At 42.2% G+C, this 16,463-nt stretch carries 15 protein-coding genes and 1 pseudogene; 8 read left to right on the top strand and 8 right to left on the bottom strand.

Annotation, left to right across the window (positions count from 1 at the left end; all coding sequences use genetic code 11):
• Positions 1-13: 13 nt before the first annotated feature.
• From C9J47_RS01010 to C9J47_RS01000, 3 genes are all read right to left on the bottom strand, one after another.
• Positions 14-985, bottom strand: a complete 972-nt coding sequence (locus C9J47_RS01010) for an LPP20 family lipoprotein (protein WP_107251845.1) — start codon at positions 983-985, stop codon at positions 14-16.
• Positions 985-1,626: a hypothetical protein gene (locus C9J47_RS01005; protein ID WP_107251844.1), complete on the bottom strand. Its 642-nt coding sequence runs from the start codon at positions 1,624-1,626 to the stop codon at positions 985-987. Before C9J47_RS01005 ends, C9J47_RS01010 begins: the two co-directional genes overlap by 1 nt.
• A gap of 67 nt (positions 1,627-1,693) precedes the next feature.
• Positions 1,694-3,502 carry a caspase family protein gene (locus C9J47_RS01000; RefSeq protein ID WP_107251843.1) on the bottom strand — a complete coding sequence of 603 codons (1,809 nt, stop codon included), beginning with the start codon at positions 3,500-3,502 and terminating at the stop codon, positions 1,694-1,696.
• A 322-nt stretch (positions 3,503-3,824) separates the two neighbouring features.
• On the opposite strand from C9J47_RS01000, the gene C9J47_RS00995 reads away from it, so the two are divergent.
• Both C9J47_RS00995 and C9J47_RS00990 read left to right on the top strand, forming a co-directional pair.
• Positions 3,825-4,799, top strand: a complete 975-nt coding sequence (locus C9J47_RS00995) for a DHH family phosphoesterase (protein WP_107251842.1) — start codon at positions 3,825-3,827, stop codon at positions 4,797-4,799.
• Between the two features lie 88 nt (positions 4,800-4,887).
• Positions 4,888-5,535 carry a helix-turn-helix transcriptional regulator gene (locus tag C9J47_RS00990; RefSeq protein WP_107251841.1) on the top strand — a complete coding sequence of 216 codons (648 nt, stop codon included), beginning with the start codon at positions 4,888-4,890 and terminating at the stop codon, positions 5,533-5,535.
• A gap of 42 nt (positions 5,536-5,577) precedes the next feature.
• On the opposite strand, the gene C9J47_RS00985 is transcribed toward C9J47_RS00990, so the two are convergent.
• Positions 5,578-6,702 carry an aminotransferase gene (locus tag C9J47_RS00985; RefSeq protein ID WP_107251840.1) on the bottom strand — a complete coding sequence of 375 codons (1,125 nt, stop codon included), beginning with the start codon at positions 6,700-6,702 and terminating at the stop codon, positions 5,578-5,580.
• 47 nt (positions 6,703-6,749) lie between these two features.
• A complete protein-coding gene (locus C9J47_RS00980; RefSeq protein ID WP_107251839.1) occupies positions 6,750-7,724 on the bottom strand; it encodes an ornithine cyclodeaminase family protein in 975 nt (324 codons plus the stop codon).
• 573 nt (positions 7,725-8,297) lie between these two features.
• Between C9J47_RS00980 and C9J47_RS00975 the strand changes: the two genes are divergently transcribed.
• Genes C9J47_RS00975 through melA form a run of 4 tightly spaced genes read left to right on the top strand, consistent with a single transcriptional unit; the run spans position 8,298 to position 12,443 of the window.
• Positions 8,298-9,311: a sugar ABC transporter substrate-binding protein gene (locus tag C9J47_RS00975; protein ID WP_107251838.1), complete on the top strand. Its 1,014-nt coding sequence runs from the start codon at positions 8,298-8,300 to the stop codon at positions 9,309-9,311.
• Positions 9,311-10,066 (top strand): ATP-binding cassette domain-containing protein, encoded by a 756-nt coding sequence (locus tag C9J47_RS00970; protein WP_107251837.1) that lies wholly within the window; start codon positions 9,311-9,313, stop codon positions 10,064-10,066. Before C9J47_RS00975 ends, C9J47_RS00970 begins: the two co-directional genes overlap by 1 nt.
• Positions 10,066-11,058, top strand: coding sequence for an ABC transporter permease (locus C9J47_RS00965; RefSeq protein ID WP_107251836.1), 993 nt, complete (start codon positions 10,066-10,068; stop codon positions 11,056-11,058). The genes C9J47_RS00970 and C9J47_RS00965 overlap by 1 nt, the downstream gene beginning before the upstream one ends.
• A gap of 2 nt (positions 11,059-11,060) precedes the next feature.
• Positions 11,061-12,443 carry an alpha-glucosidase/alpha-galactosidase gene (melA, locus tag C9J47_RS00960; RefSeq protein WP_107251835.1) on the top strand — a complete coding sequence of 461 codons (1,383 nt, stop codon included), beginning with the start codon at positions 11,061-11,063 and terminating at the stop codon, positions 12,441-12,443.
• 148 nt (positions 12,444-12,591) lie between these two features.
• Here melA and C9J47_RS26960 read toward each other — a convergent pair whose 3' ends face one another.
• A complete protein-coding gene (locus tag C9J47_RS26960; RefSeq protein ID WP_170107407.1) occupies positions 12,592-12,750 on the bottom strand; it encodes a hypothetical protein in 159 nt (52 codons plus the stop codon).
• 163 nt (positions 12,751-12,913) lie between these two features.
• Between C9J47_RS26960 and C9J47_RS00955 the strand changes: the two are divergent.
• Positions 12,914-13,072: pseudogene (locus C9J47_RS00955) on the top strand (glutathionylspermidine synthase family protein); the annotation flags it as partial.
• Between the two features lie 33 nt (positions 13,073-13,105).
• Positions 13,106-13,288 carry a hypothetical protein gene (locus C9J47_RS00950; RefSeq protein WP_107251834.1) on the top strand — a complete coding sequence of 61 codons (183 nt, stop codon included), beginning with the start codon at positions 13,106-13,108 and terminating at the stop codon, positions 13,286-13,288.
• A 105-nt stretch (positions 13,289-13,393) separates the two neighbouring features.
• On the opposite strand, the gene C9J47_RS00945 is transcribed toward C9J47_RS00950, so the two are convergent.
• Both C9J47_RS00945 and C9J47_RS00940 read right to left on the bottom strand, forming a co-directional pair.
• Positions 13,394-15,469, bottom strand: a complete 2,076-nt coding sequence (locus C9J47_RS00945; protein WP_107251833.1) for a methyl-accepting chemotaxis protein — start codon at positions 15,467-15,469, stop codon at positions 13,394-13,396.
• A 168-nt stretch (positions 15,470-15,637) separates the two neighbouring features.
• Complete coding sequence (locus tag C9J47_RS00940) at positions 15,638-16,219, bottom strand: PadR family transcriptional regulator (protein ID WP_107242600.1); 582 nt, start codon at positions 16,217-16,219, stop codon at positions 15,638-15,640.
• Positions 16,220-16,463 lie beyond the last annotated feature (244 nt).

Below are 16,463 nucleotides of genomic sequence, written 5' to 3'. Positions count from 1 at the left end.
TATTTCGTCCCTGTTACTTCTTAATGGATAAGCGTTCCATTGTGTAAGTACAATTAGGTAGGTATTTAAGAATGAGACCAAAGCCGGGAGTATCAGTAGATAGGCGGGTTTCATCTAGTTTTTCAAAACGAGAAGTATCAATTTTTTGGTGGCATAAAAGCGCTATATTTGTGTCATACGTTTCTTGGTTCTCACTTAGCAAAGCTTCAATACCGTCGTATTCATTTCTGTTTGGGAACTCTATATTACTATTTGATTCAACCTTTTTATTTTCTATTAGCACGCCAGTACTGCCATCTTCATAAACCTGAAACAGAGACAAGTAACCTGATGAATCAGTCTCTAGATTAATGAAATAATACTCTCCTTGCTTAAGACGAGTTTGGGTTGATTTGATAGACAGAGAATCTGCTGACTGATTAAAAAACAGATGGCTATATTGTGCCTCTGGCAATACTAAGTGCCCTGCGTTATGGGTGAGTTGCCAGCCGCCCGCAAACCGTTCGATCTCTACATTCGGTAGGCAGTTGTATTGTGATACCCAGTTTTGAAGTAAGTTGGTTTGCTGCCAGTAAGGGTGAAGTGATGGTTTGCATTCTGCTTGCTTAAGCCATTTATCGAGCTTTTGCGCGAATGACTCTGGATCGTATTGAACTTGCAAATAGAACACACCCTCGACTTGCTCACTTTTATTCACGGTAACGTTGTTGCGAAACACAATGTCAGATACCGATGTTTTTTGTGAGCTTGCAGTTTTACTTAGCTTTCCATCTTTATATTCTTTACCTGACGAGACTTTTCCTACAACACGACTCTCTATCGATTTAGCTAAATCGTGATAGGCCATTTCTTTAGCTTGCTGGTATGAGCTACCTTCACCGAAACCGTAATTTAGTGTCGTGTTAGAAGGTACCTCTCCATACCAAGATGGGGAGGCGATAGCCCAAGAGCTTATAAGTACGCTTAATAAAACTAACTTTCTCATTAGTCTTCTTTTTCTGGCTCAGGGGTCATACGTAATGTCCAATTGCGGTCAGGGACACCTTTACTTGAATAACGAACTAGAGATATCATTTTTCCAGATTGAGCTGCACTTGCAATGTCATCACCACCTATAACACCATAATTAAGTGCTGAAGCTTTTTTTGCTAACTTATCACTACCGCTTAAACCTTTAGTAAGCTCATTTTCAGAAAAAGAACCACTCATAACTTGAGCATTGTAAGATGTCCCACTAACATATGGCATTTGAATAACCCACACTAATCTACCATCGGCACCAGCAGAAGGACCGTCCACATACCAACTCCTACCACTGGTATCGATATAATGCCCTGCAACTAACTGATTCGCACTCGCAAAAGCAACAGATTTTACTGAACTCATTTTCTTGAATATTAAATTACCGTTCTTATCTGCTGCAAACTGAGCGCTCATATCGAAAAACTGAGTTTTACCCGTTTCTTTATTGGTGACGGGTACGCGTAGCATGGATATTTGATTACCGGCACCTTGAAAGTGTGCGCCTTGAAATGAAATATCTAGATTTGTATTGTCAATATCAGCCGCAAATACAGTGGATGATGCCAGCAACATAGTGGTTGCGATGATAGATTTTTTAAACATGTAATAAGCCTATTAATCGGTGCTTGGTTATAAATAAAATCTGGTTATAAAATCAATCGAATAAATACTAAAGTGAGATAGTTTGATTACCACTGATCGTTGGATGCTGACGTTTAAGATCACCCATTTCAAATGATGCTGACTTTACCTCGTCATAAACATTTTGATAAAGCGCATGAATATCTCGGTTCCCTTCGATAATGGATTTCATGAGGAAGTAGCTGAATAAACGATGACCTTTTTCTTGGTACATATTAGAATATTCTTTATCACGCCCAGCGGTTAATACCACCATACGTTCTGGATCAATACTGACTTTTTTCGGTGCAAGGCGTGAAGCTGCAACGCCTTTAATGACAGAAACACCATCGGTAGCGCCGCTAAAGCAACTATCGACCATCACCACAACCTTTCCTGCTTTACTGTTAGATAGTGTGCGATACACGTTATCCAGTTTGAAGAATGGATCATCGGTAATGTAATCAGGAATTTTATCTTGAGGAAGGATATAAGGGTCATTGTCTGGAATGGCAGGAATGCCATGGCCATTGTAGTAGAAGTAAACGGTATCGCCTTCAGCTACATTGTCTAGCATAAGGCGTAATTTATCTTTAATTGCTCCGCTGGTCGCGTCTCTGTCTATAAGTTCATAAACGTGGCGTTCTGGCACGCCAAGAACCTGGGTCGCAACTTTAGACATCACTTCGCCACTTTGGCGAGCATAGGCGATTTGGTCTGAGTTCGCATAATTTTCAATCGAAAGGTTAAAAAACCAAGACGATTTATTTACTTCAGCGGGTACTGTTTTACTTAATAGTACTTCAAGTTCATCGGCTGCACTTTTATCAGTAACCGATAGTCGCGAGTCAACTTCAAATGCATCAATAAGGTTTGGGTTTTGCATTTCTATTTGAGGTTGTGCGCTTTCGCTTATTTTATCATTCAACTTTACGGTTAAAGCTTCAGGTTGATATTGGCTTTGAGCCACATCACCTGAAAATTGATTTTTATTGTATTTACCTGTGATATTAACGAGTTCTAACTGATCATTGTTATAAGTATAAATCAAAGAAAGGTCGAGTTGTTCTATATTGGCATAGACTTCTCTTGCTTGCTCTAATGGTACATTGAGTACAATATTTCGTTGGTAATCTTGGTTTGATGCTTTAAACAAAAGGTGCATTTGATTGTTTTCTGCATCGTAGCTTGTCGCTGTAACGATAGGTTTGCCCATCACATCTCGAAACGCGCGTGCGACCAACTGTAATTTCTGATTCTCTAAATTGTCTTTTCTTAAATTCGCATCAGCCTGTAAAGCTCGTATCTTATTATTTCTGGCCTCTACATCTTGGCGATATTTCTGTTGGATATTCGCTATTTGTTTTTGGCGTTCTTCACGCAACGTTTCTACACGCGCTTCAAATTGAGTTTTAGTTTCAAACTGATCTTTTATTATGGCTGGTGCTACTGGTAACTCTGGTTCCAAGATTGACGTAGGGATATCTGTACTACTTAACATTGTGTGCTGCTTTTCATAGAGCGAAGCAATAGCACCAACTAAAGCGATCGGATCATCTGTTTTCATACACCCGATAGAATTGGTCATTAAATATTGAGCATTAATTTCCGGCGTACCATTAAGGCTTGCCACAGTATTAGAGGATATATTTTTACTTTCTCTCGTAATCGCCTTCCCATTTAATGAAATAGGCGCATCGACTTTTAATTCACCACCAAGCAACCATACGTCAGCATTAGAAGAACAAACAGTTCCATGATTCGTATTAGAGAACTCAAACTGTGTCGCTGGATTAGCATAACTAAAGGCAGAGGCCAAAGATAAAAGAAAATAAGAAGTGATGCGATTTCGATTCATTCGATTGAAATTCCATATGGTATTGATGTTACACGCATTGTGTAACATATATATTCAGCTAGACCCACACAAGATGTATTTTTCATAATGAGATACTTGTCAACATAATCATTGTTAACTGTGGAGCAGCATTGTAATAATTCATGTCATTGTGTTTAATTCCTATCTGAATTAGCTATTTATATACTGAGAGACCAATTTTCGAGAATTGATAAATTTGAAAATATCTAAGTTGGGCGTGAATATTAATTCAAGACAATGGAAGAGTTGAAAGGTTCGCTAAGTCCAGCGAATAAAACCAAATGACACGTAAGAGGCATTTATTATTTTATCCAACTTTGAAACGTTTCTAGAACGTTTACGCGGGTGTGAGCGTATTATCGTTCAGGCTCATGACTTTCCTGATCATGATGCAATTGCCTCGGCATATGCTCTCGCTTACCTTTTAAGAAAAAAAGGCTTTTCTCCTTTTATCTCCTACCAAGGCTACATTGATAGAGTTTCTTTGCGTAATCTTATTGGTTGGCTAGATATTCCCACCGTTAAACCTCACCAACTGTCACTCAAACCCAACGATAAGATCATTGTTGTCGATGGTTGTACTGGAGAAAAAAACGTTGCCGATTTACCGGGTTTAGAAGTAGGTGTAATCGATCACCACCAAGTAAAAGCTCCGGAGTTTGTTTGGTATTCAGATATCAGGCCAGACTATGGCTCAACCGCAACGATTATGGTTGAGTACTTCAATCACTTTTCTATTGATATCCCGAAGAAAATTGCAACGGCTTTATTAGTAGGATTGACATTTGATACAGCAAGTTTTACTAGAGCTGTTAGCACTGCAGATATACGAGCATTACTTCAGCTTCAATCTAAAGCTGATATGCAATTAGTAAATCGAATATGTAGGAATCAACTTGAATTTCATGAACTCAAGCTATTCGATGCTTTATTAGCCACGATGAAAAGAGAAAAAAACTGTGCATTTGCGGTATTACCTGATGGGTGCCCTAAGAATATGCTCGGAGTATTAGGTGATTTCTTATTAGGTGTAGATGAAATCGACTTAGTCGTTTTGAGTGCCAGAAGTCGAGAGAAAACGTTTCTATCTTTACGCTCTGAATGCTCTAAAAATAACGTAGCAAATATCGTTCGAAGTGCACTCAATAATTCAGGGGTTGGCTTTGGTGGCGGGCATGCTCATATGGCAGGCGGTATCATTAATGAAATGTATCAGCTATCAGATGAGTTTGATTATGTTTATAAACTAATTAGGCCCCAATTAATACTGAGTTAAGCCTCTCTGGAAATAGAGGAGTGAAGCTATACAAAACAACGTTAGCTAGGTAGTATTCTGTCAGTAAATATTGAATAGTGTTATCACGATGGAACAAAGTAAAAGCGTTAAAAATGCAGACATATTGTTGCAACAATATGCAGCCGTTGCCGATGGTATTACCCTACTGTTTTCAGATTATGTTGAAGTCATTATTCACGATCTGGACAGTCAGAGCGTGGTCTATATTGCCAATAATATCTCTAAACGAAAAATAGGTGACCCGTCCTCGTTAGAAGACGTTAATTTCGATCAAGCGGAAACGGTAATTGGTCCCTATGAAAAACTAAATTGGGATGGCAAAAAGATATGCTCAACGAGTGTGGTGCTGAGAGACGCAAAAAATACTCCAATCGGCATGTTATGTATCAATATGAATACAGCACCAGTAGAAGCCGCGCAAGAAGCATTAGCTCTATTGTTGCCGATCAAAAACCTCATCCCACAACCTGAAAAATTATTTCATGATGACTGGCAAGATAAAGTAAATAGCTTTATTCATGCTTGGCTCGCAAGTAAACATCAAACTATCTATTCATTGTCACAACAAGAGAAGCGGTTGTTAGTTGAGGCACTGTTTGATGAAGGGGCTTTCAAAGGAAAAAGTTCAGCGGATTATATTGCTAATGTATTAAGTATGGGACGTGCGACAGTCTTCAATTATTTACGTGAGATCAAAAAAGCACGTCAAAAATAACAATCATGCCCTCTAGAAGCTAAGGGCATGAATTTCAATATCTTAGTGTGATATTTCAGCAAGAAACTCAGAAACCTTCTTCAACCCTTCTTTTAGCACTTGCGGGTTGTTGGCATAACCTATCCGTACATACCCTTCCATTTCTAATACACTTCCGGGCGTAAACATCACCCCTTTTGATTCAAGTAACTTCACGCAAAAGTCGCGCGATGACATGTCCAAATCATATTTTAGTAACGCTATCGTTCCCGATGTTGGCTTTACATAGCTAATAAGTGGTTCATTCTTGACCCAAGCATCCAACACTGCTCGGTTGGTTTGACAAATATCGCGACTTCTTTGCAAGATAGCGTCACGACACTCTAACGCAATACAAGCAAAGTGATCATTCAACATGCCAACGCTTATCGTATTGTAATCACGGTGAATGCAGACTTTTTCAATCAGCTCTTCAGGGGCTGCAATCCAACCAAGTCTTAATCCAGCCAAGGAAAACGACTTCGACATGCTTGCCGTGCTGATCCCCTTCTCGTATAGATCGGCTATCGAAGCCGTAAAACCATTACCTTCAGCATCGGTGCCTCGATACACCTCATCACACAAGATATATGCGTCACAAGCTCGAGCAATGTCTACAATTCGCTTTAATAAACTTTCATCCATTAATGCCCCTGTTGGGTTATTAGGGTTATTGATAGTAATTAGGCGAGTATTTTGCGTCGTGAGTTTTTGTAGCTGTTCTAAATCGGGTAAAAATTGGTTTTCTTCTTTCAGCTTTAGCACCTGCACGTCTGCGCCATAGCTTTCTGGGATCGAGTAATGCTGCTGATAGGTAGGAAGTACAGATACGACGCGATCACCCGGTTCAATTAAGGTTTCATGAATCAGCGCATTCGCTCCAATTGCACCATGGGTGATCAATATATTGCTGCGCTTCTGGTTATGATAAAGCGTGGTCACATTATCACGAAGTCGATCAGAGCCTTCAATCGCACCATATGTCAGCTTCATGGGTAACAGTTCGTCGATGATACAATCTTTCTTACCCGACATATCGAGTAGCTGCTCGACCTTCAATGACTCCACACACGTTTCTGCTAAATTATAGACACAGCTATTTTCATATTCGTTCATCCAGATTTCGACACCAAACTCTTTGATTTTCATAGCATATCCTTTATTAATGATGGTCTAAAAGTAACTGGTATTTTAGGTTACTCACCTTTAAGAGCTTGTTGCCAAATGCCATAAGCGATCGCAACATCCTCCAGCCCCAACCCAATTGAACGGAAGAAAACAGGTCTTTTATAATCAGGCATATCACACTTTCCAGAAACAAGATCTGCAAGGTCTCCGACTATGTTATTGGTATCCCAATCGTGTAATTTGACCGCTAAACACATTTCTCCCGCACTGCCCGGTGTCGTTTCTTTGTAATCACAATAAACGTCGATATCATTAAGCATTTCCGGTGGAATTTCATGGGCGTTCACTGCATTGGTACTTATAGAAGTGATCAGTGCCGATGCCTTTACATGCGCTTTGGTAATCACTGGTGTCGCTGAAGAGGTGCAAAGCATGATGACATCCGCTTGGTTTGTCGCATCCATAACAGAAGTTGATATTTCAATTCTTGAGTCCATAGCACAAACGCTCGCTTGGCGTTCTAAATCGTCACTTAATTCTGGCGCGAAAACATGAATGGTTTTCCAATTACGCAGATCTAACACATGACGAAGATGAGCTAATGCAACATTACCAGCCCCGACCATAGCCAATTGTTGGCTTTGTTGAGGTGCAAGGCAGTCAATCGCGAGGGCTGTTGTTCCTGCCGTTCTTTCTACCGTCAGTTGTCCAGAATCACACCACATTAGTGGTTGCCCGGTCTTCATCGACATCAAATTCGTCCATGCAGTAATAATCGGCGTAGTTTCTGTCACTATATATGGCGAAAGTTTAGCGCCAAATACACCTTCATCGGCTAACGTACCCAAGTAAGTAATGTAGTCCCCTTTATCATCAGGAAAAGGGGTGAGTGTTTGATTTGGCTGAACCGCCTTTTGATTTTCGATCGCGATAAACAACTCTTTCATGAGCGATTGAACATCTAGTTTGGGTAATAACTCACTCACTGCTTTGTCATCTAAAATGAAAGGGGCATGGCTATGATTAAAGTGGTCTATAAGCATCTTTTTCACACATCTGATTGATTAACACAATAAGAATAATACTATTTAGTATAAAATATACTGTGAAGTACATTGTGTTTTTTAATTTAATCCCCCTCTAGTAACTTATCGAATAAATACGTGTTTTGTTGCAAACCAGAGTGATAAGACGTGATCAGGCTCAATACCAACAAAGGCACCAAAAAATGAGCTCAGGAATGAAATGTTTCTATTGTAATTGAGGGATGTTCATGAATCGCTAGATTAGCTTTAGGGAAAGAAGAGATACTGAGACGTGGTTAAATTTTCATTTGCTTTACAGTGTAAATATCATACAAAGCCATAAGCTCTATACACAATTAATGCGGCATGATTTAGCTACGCGAATAAAACTTCAGAGCTCTCTTGCAAAGTAGTTTCACCGCAAAATGTTGCCGCTATGTAAGCCTACCATGTTTATATTTATTCTATATTATCAATAACTTCTACTAAATGAGACGGAAATCATAAAAAGAATATTCTTTTAAACAAACATTAATACTCAAGGCGTATCATGTGCAACCTGTACATATACCAATCAGGAGTATTGTTATTATGAGTATTTGTGGAATTTTATCTGGCAAATCAAAAAAAGCTATATTGGCTGTTCTATTTTCAGCTATTTTCTCGTTATCCGCTTCAACAGCAATGGCTTCTCCGTCAGGAAAGGACATGTCAATTTGGTTTGATGTCGGTGGACCAGTAGGAGGACCATACGCAACAGTTGTTCAAAATGGAGCGACACAGGCGGCGGATGATTTAGGGGTCGATCTACGCGTAATGTACTCAGATTGGCAACCGCAAAAAATGATTGAAAATTTCAAGCTGGCATTGGCTGCCAAACCGACGGGTATTGTTGTAATGGGCCACCCTGGTGACAGTGCCTACGAAAATTTGGTTAATGAAGCATTTAGCAAAGGCATTCAAGTTACGTCAGTTGATACTGCCCTTCCAGCCACGATGGCAAATGAACAGAGTAAAGGATTTGGCTATGTCGGAGTGAGTAACGCTGCACGCGGTATTCACTTGGCCAAAGAAGCATTACGTCGCGGTCAGTTCAAGGCAGGTGACCAAGCTATGGTCTGGGGGATCAAAGATATTGCCGAGCGTAGTGATTCAACACGTGGGCTGATCAGCACTCTTGAAGAAGCAGGTTTAGCCGTCGATTTTCTTCAAATCTCACCAGAAACAGATAAAGACCCTTCTCTGGGAACCAATGTAATCACGGCTTACCTAGCACGCAATCCGAATGTAAAGCTGATTATGGTGGATCATGGAGCGCTTACCTCACAAATGGGGAACTTCTTGCGTAATGCAGGTATTCGCCCACAAGAGCTGTATGTTGCAGGCTTTAGCCTTTCGCCAGCAACTGCAGATGCAATTAAAACAGATTACGTCCAGCTTGTTGCCGATAGTCAGCCATATCTGATGGGTTACCTGTCTGTGGTACAGGTTGTATTGAGCAAACGTTATGGTTTTTCTGGTCTAGATATCAATACTGGCGCTGGATTTGTCAGCCAGAATAATATCGATTTTATTGCGCCCTTGGCAGCAAAAGGCATTCGTTAATGGCGGATCGAGTGCTTGAGTTGACAGGGCTGAACAAATGGTTTGGCCAAGTCCACGCGTTAAAAGATATTAACTTTTCACTTCATCGTGGTGAGGTATGTGCTTTGCTCGGTGATAACGGAGCCGGAAAATCAACCCTCATCAAGTTGATTGCTGGTGCCGAGCAAATTGAAAGTGGTCAGTTAATGATTAGTGGTGAGAAGGTGCCGACTCATCACTATACGGTACGACATGCCCGTCAATTAGGCATTGAAACTGTCTATCAGTCTGGTTCTCTCGGCGAACAGCAGAGCGTTTGGCGTAATCTGTTTCTTGGCCGGCATCTTCGTAACAGGCTGGGGTTTATTGATCACAAAGAAGAGCGTCGTCAGGCCGCTCTGCTCCTCAAGAAATTAGACTTTCGTGGGGTCGGAGCCAATATCGATGCCCCCGTGAGTTTACTATCAGGCGGTGAGCGTCAGGGATTGGCCATCGGTCGTGCCATGTTATTTGATGCTCGGGTGGTGATATTAGACGAGCCGACCACGGCGTTATCGTTGGGCGAGGTCGAAAAAGTGTTGTGCTTTATTGAAACATTGAAATCGCAAGGCAGAGCATGCCTGTTAATCACCCATAACATGAATGACGCCTATCGGGTTGCTGACCGATTTGTAGTAATGGATCGCGGCAGTATGGTCGCTGAATACCGAAAATCAGAAATGACCCAGTCTTCGTTACAGTTGGCACTGTTAGATGCTGTAAGACAGGGAGCATGATGAATTCATTTATTATTACTCGTCACCGTGTTCCATCATTGACTGCACTAATCCTTGTTGCCTTATGGGCACTCTTTACGGTGTGTAGCCCAGAAACCTTCCTACATGGCCGTATTTACACCGCATTCATGTCGACAATTCCTTTCACGGCTATGCTGGCTTTTGCTTTGACGTTGCTCATTGTCGCGCGTGAAATCGACATGAGTTTCCCCGCGGTTGTCGCGCTGGGAGGCTTCGTTTTCTCTGCCATCTTTCAGGCGACAAACTCCACTCTGTTGGCCCTCGGATGTGCGATTGCTGCAGGTTTAGCTTGTGGCATCTTGAACGGAATACTGGTGGTCTATTTTCGTATTCCTTCGATCATTGCAACCATCGGCACCCAGTTTTTTCTGGGTGGCCTGACAACCGTTTTGGCTGACGGTCTCGCCCTGAGTATTCCGCAAATTCGTGACAGTTGGATTCACACTCTGATGGTTGGCCGTATTGCCGAAGTGATTCCTGCTCAGATGTTATGGGCCTTGCTGGTAATTTTCTTGCTCTGGCTGCTCCTTTCACACCATGTTTTTGGTGATAACGTCAATTTTATTGGTGATAACCCGACAGCAGCACAAGTAATGGGAGTGCCGGTTGAACAGACTCGCTTGTTGTTATTTATGCTGATGGGCGCGATGTCGGCCTTCGTCGGAGTATTTGTCAGCCTTGAGATGAGTAGCTGGTGGCCTAATCAGGGGCAGGGTTACATGCTATTGGTTTTTGCCTCGGTATTCATTGGTGGCACCTCTGTTCTCGGCGGGCGCGGCACCTTGATGGGCACACTGTTTGGTGCCTGCATTATCGGTATTTTAGAAGCCGGGATCATCAGTGCCGGATTGGCGGGTTTTTGGACTCGCCTAATCTACGGCGTCACCATTCTTGTTTCGTTAATGGTCCATAGCATGCTGTTAAAACAGCACATAGGATCATGGCGACGGTTACTTTTTAATAAGGTATAGATATGACTCAAATAACCATTATCGGTGCGGGTAGTGTGATGTTCACCCGTCAGATTACTTCAGCCTTACTCTCTTATCCGGCATTGAACGATATTGACTTGGTGTTGATGGATATCGATCCCGAGGTACTTAAAAGAAGCCACCAGCTGATTAGTAAAATGGCTGAGCAGGCTAATACTCGTGCTCGGATCAGTATGACCACAGATAGGCGTCAGGCGTTGACTGGTGCTGACTTTGTGATTAATGCCATTCAGGTTGGAGGCTTAGAGCCGTGGCGACTGGATATGCAGATTCCGACCAAGTACGGTGTAATACAAGAAGTTGGCGATACCATGGGGCCAGGTGGCATCTTCCGCGCTCTACGCCATATCCCCCCCATGTTGACCATATTGCGAGACATGGAAGAGGTATGCCCCGAGGCGTTGTTTATCAATTATGCCAACCCACTCGCGCCATTAACTTGGGCAGCAAAAGATTCCAGCCCGATTAAATCTATCGGTTTGTGTTATGGCGTGCGCTATACCGCAGCTCAGCTTGTCGGGTACTTAGGCGAAGGCGACTGGGTAGAGCACCCTTCAACCCCCGAACGCTGGCAACGACTGATGTACCACGATGTACCTTCGCATATTGACTATGAATTCGCGGGTATTAATCACATGACGTGGATAACCAAAATGATGGCGAATGGCAAGGATATGCAGCCTAAAATCCGTGAATTGGTTAATAATCCGAAGGTCTACGCTGCTGATGGTGTGCGCTGTGAAGTACTGAATTTTTTTGGTTTTTGGTGTACCGAAAACCACTGGCACTGTAGCGATTACCTACCCTATTTCCGTAAAAATGAAGAGATGATTAATCATTTCCTTCCTCAGCGCTGGGATTTATTGGCGTTGGAAGAAAAAGTCCATTCTGCTGGTGAAGCTGAAATTGACGCCCAGTTAGCAGGGATACAAAAGTTTACGATTGAGCCAAATATGCTGAATGCACCGAAGCTGATTAACGCGATGGTCAGCGGTGAACGGACACGAATCAATGGTAATGTGCCGAATCGCCAGTCTGCAGGTTTGTTGATCGATAACCTACCTGAAAACTGTGTTGTTGAGGTTCCGATTTGGGTTGATAGCCAAGGGATTCATCCGCAGAAAATGGGCCGGTTACCTATGCAATGTGCTAGTTTGATCAAAACCAATACCGCGGTACAAGAGTTAATTGTTGAAGCGGCGCTGACTTGTAATCTTGATGCTGCACGGTATGCTCTGGCTTTGGATCCGGTAACGGCGACAGTGTGCACCCTTGAGCAAATTGATGCGATGTTTACTGAAATGTTTACTGCACAGCGTCAATGGTTGCCACAGTTTGCCAATGTACCTTCAATTTCACAGTAGCTAAACGTGCAATTAAAGATAGTGACAGTGATCATACTCAAGTTACCTCAAGATGCTCGTTTCAGCGAGAACTGAGGTAGCTTGGGTATATAAGCAATTTTATCCAGTAATAATGATCAGGTACTTATCTAGATTGATATAAGTTCTATCAGCCTTTCACATACAACGTTGCTTTCGACTCTTTAATTAACTGTGCCGCATAAGACGGTGTAACTTCACGCAGCTGACCTTTGACAGAGTGAAAGTATCCTTCCCAGTAGTGATCTCGATAAATACCATTTTTTTGGAATTCAACAACAACTTTCATAATGTACTCACTTGTTATGATCTCGTTGTTTAAACATAACAGGTTATAAAAATCATAAATGCAACATTAGATTCACAATAATCTTTATTTTCCGTTGAACTTTATAACCCATTTATTTTATTACTTTTCTCATCGCATAAACAAACCTCGCGTGTTGGGGGTGATTTATCAGGCATACCATCCTTTACCTAAATTTGGTGATTATTATACCCTCATTGGCAGTTGGTTAATTAACGATAAACCGGGGAGAATTTCGATCAGGGAAGACAAATCAAAAGTGACTCGAGATATGTCGCGCGACTTGCCACACATTATTTTGTAGTCAACACAGACACAGATAAGGGGATACAAAGAAATGGTTCTCAAACCTATTCATACAGGACAATGCCATTGTGGTGCAGTGAAATTCGATATCAATGTGAGGTGTTTAGAGAGTATTAACCCGTATGAATTAGGTGAAATACCTGTTAGTGATGGCGTGAATCACCCTGCAGTGTATGCTCTCGTAATTGGTATATTGTTAATTACTTCCGCTTGATAACAATAATTTAAAATAGCGGCATAAAAAAAGGCTTCTAGATTTAGAAGCCTTTATAAGCGGATTGTTTAAGCTAAATTGTCTTTATTACTGTGTTTGAAAAGCCTATTGCAATTTAAACTTACTGACCAGAGTGTTCAGTTGGGTGTTGGCAGCTGCCAAGCTTTGAGTACTGTCTACCGTAGCTTGTCCGTTTTGGGTCAACTCCTGAACCATCTCGCGGATGTTATTCATATTACGGCTTACTTCTTCGGTTACCGAACTTTGCTCCTCAGAAGCGGTTGCAATTTGGGTGCTGAGATCATTGATTTCGACAATGGATCCGGTTACCGCATCCAGGCTGTTTGATACCCGCTCAGCATTTTCAGCTGTACGTTCGCAGCTTGTTTTCGTCACTTCCATTGCAGCTACAGCACTAGAGGCATCCTGACGCAATGTCGTTAAGATCTCATTGATTTCTGCGGTGCTAGACTGGGTACGCGCCGCAAGCGATCGTACTTCATCGGCAACCACCGCGAAGCCTCGTCCTTGCTCTCCGGCGCGTGCTGCTTCGATGGCGGCATTGAGCGCCAGCAAGTTAGTCTGATCGGCAATTTCACCAATCACACCTAGCACACTGACAATCTGCTGAGTATTCTCGTTCATGGTATTAATGCTCGATGATGCCGTATCCACTTCATCCACCAGAACAATCATACTGCCAGACGCCTCAAGCACATCGTCTTTTGCCAACAACGCATCATCATTGGCTTTTTGGGTGTTAGCGGCTGTCTCGGTAGCATTCTGTGCGACGGTTTCAGCCGTTGCGCTCATTTCAGTAATGGCCGCGACGACTTGATCCGTCTCTGACGCGTGCTTAATTAACGCCTGATTATTTTGCTCTGACTGCACATCAAGCTGCTTGATACCGTCAGTAATATGAGCAGAGGCTTGTGAAATTTCCAGGATCATGGATTGCAGGTAAATAATGAAGTTGTTTACCGACTTGCCAATATCGCCCAACTCATCATGTGACGTAATATCAATCCGCGATGTTAAATCAGCTTCGCCGGTCGATAAAGTATCAATGCGCTCTTTGAGCATTACTAAGCCTTTAACAATCTTATTGATCGACCAGGCCGCGACCAGCAGAGCAATCACCAGCAGTGCAGCGGCAATAGCAATGCTCATAGACACTTTGTCACCAAAAATTTCTGCCGTCGCGTTAGTCAGCTCATCTTGAATGTTAGTGACGTCGCTCTCATAAGTGCCCGTGGCAATGGTCCAGCCCCACTCCGGGAAAATATTTCGGGCATAGACAAATTTGTTTTCTGTCTGTTGGGTGGCCGGGTTTTCGAAAGCGATTTTAACAAAAGCTTCTGTTTGGCCTTTGATGCTGTTGGCAATTTTTAATGTTGTTGCCGGAATGACAGTACCGATAACTTCTGCCTTTGGGTGAGCCAGGATCTTGCCGTTCTTATCTTGCACCCAAAAGTAGCCATTTTGGCCGTATTTAGATGAACTGATGGTCTTAAGGGCCGCCTCAAGTTCATCTTGCCTTAGGGTACTGATGTACTCACCCGTTGCAATAACCAGATTCAACGGTTCGAAGTAAACCGATGCCGTCAATTTTTCTTCGGTATCTTTGGTTCTTGGATTCAAGAAATAATAACTGGTGAAACCAACTTTATTGGCTTTGGCGGAACTGACAATATCCTGAGCATAATATTTGCCATTGGTGTCTTTTTTATCATAAGCACTGGTGCCGATAATACTGGCGTTGGCGCCATTAGCCTTGTTAATAACCGTTGCGGCATCATACGCAAAGATATAACGGCCATTGTCCCACCGATATTGGTTAATAAAAGCGTTAATACTGGTTTCTGCATCGGCCGCAGAAGCACTTTTGTTATAAATACTTTCAATTGTGTCTCTAAACGTCGCGATATCAGTCGCCAACTCTGCCTTGATATTTTCTTGCTTCGAATTCTCATAATAATAAGAAAGGGAGCGGGTAACGGTATCGACCTGCCCCTTTAAGTTATCATTCAACAACTTAGCTACTTTCACGCTGACATTGCTACTTTCCGCCTCAAGAACCGAATTTTCAGTATTAATAAGACTTGTGATAAAAAAAACACTCATGGTAAGCAATGGAACGCATAGCAATGCGGCCAGCTTGGCTTTTATTGTTATATTCATAGGGCTGAACCTTTTGTTCTACACACAACATTTGAAAAAATATTATTTTTAGATTTATATTACGTCGCTAAAGAGAATATATTCATGACGGTTGTCGAACTACATTTTTATTATTCAACATATTATCAACAACCTTTTAAACACTCGTGCTATAAGAAGCAACCAAATCTATCCACAAAGACGGACTTCTCCCGCGCAGCTGCTTTTCGAACTTTCGATTGCTTTAAGTTCAATGAGGACTTCTTCTGCCCAGTTAATCCACGCCTGGCGGTTATGCATGCCGCGGCGCAGGGTCAGGCGGTCAAGACGAAACTGGCGATCCATCTCTTTGTAATTCGCGAAGTGGATTTTTTCCAGTTCATCATAGTTGTTCATTAGCGAATGAGACTCTTGAATGAGTGCCTCAAGCTGTTCTTGCAATGGTTCTGAATTATGAACACCACAAACCAGTAATTTGGCCAAGAACTCATCGCGGATCTTTGGATTGCGAGCAGGTTCCTGGAACCATTCAAACAGAGCCTGTCGTCCGAGCTCGGTAATGGAGTAGACCTTACGATCCGGTTTGCCATTTTGCGGTTCAAGTCGGGAGGTCGCCAAGTTGTTGTCGGCCATTTTATTCAATTCGCGATACACCTGTTGGTGGCTCGCTTTCCAGAAATAACCGATGCTGCGCGAGAATTCTTTGGTGATATCGTAACCGGTTGCGTCGCGATTGCTCAGCACAGTTAGAATTACATTTGGTAGTGACATATCTTCTATCCTTCGAAAAATACAACAGAAGTACTTCTTGTCTCAGAAGTTCCTTTCAGCTTATGCAACAACTTACGTGCAATCAGTTGATATTCAAATCATGCATTTTTTTTGAGAACAAGTATTAAAGAAATGCGTAAAAATATGAACAGATTGCCTTTCCCCGCTATTGCGCGCCGGCTTTGCTGCCTAAATATCAATGACTTAGTTATGAATCAGTTCGTTTTGTCGAGGCGTAAGAGAT

Origin of the sequence: Photobacterium indicum, assembly GCF_003026215.1 — a bacterium.
Lineage (GTDB): Bacteria > Pseudomonadota > Gammaproteobacteria > Enterobacterales > Vibrionaceae > Photobacterium > Photobacterium indicum.
The sequence above is the reverse complement of the archived record's forward strand: the minus strand, read 5'-3'. Positions and strand labels throughout refer to the sequence as shown.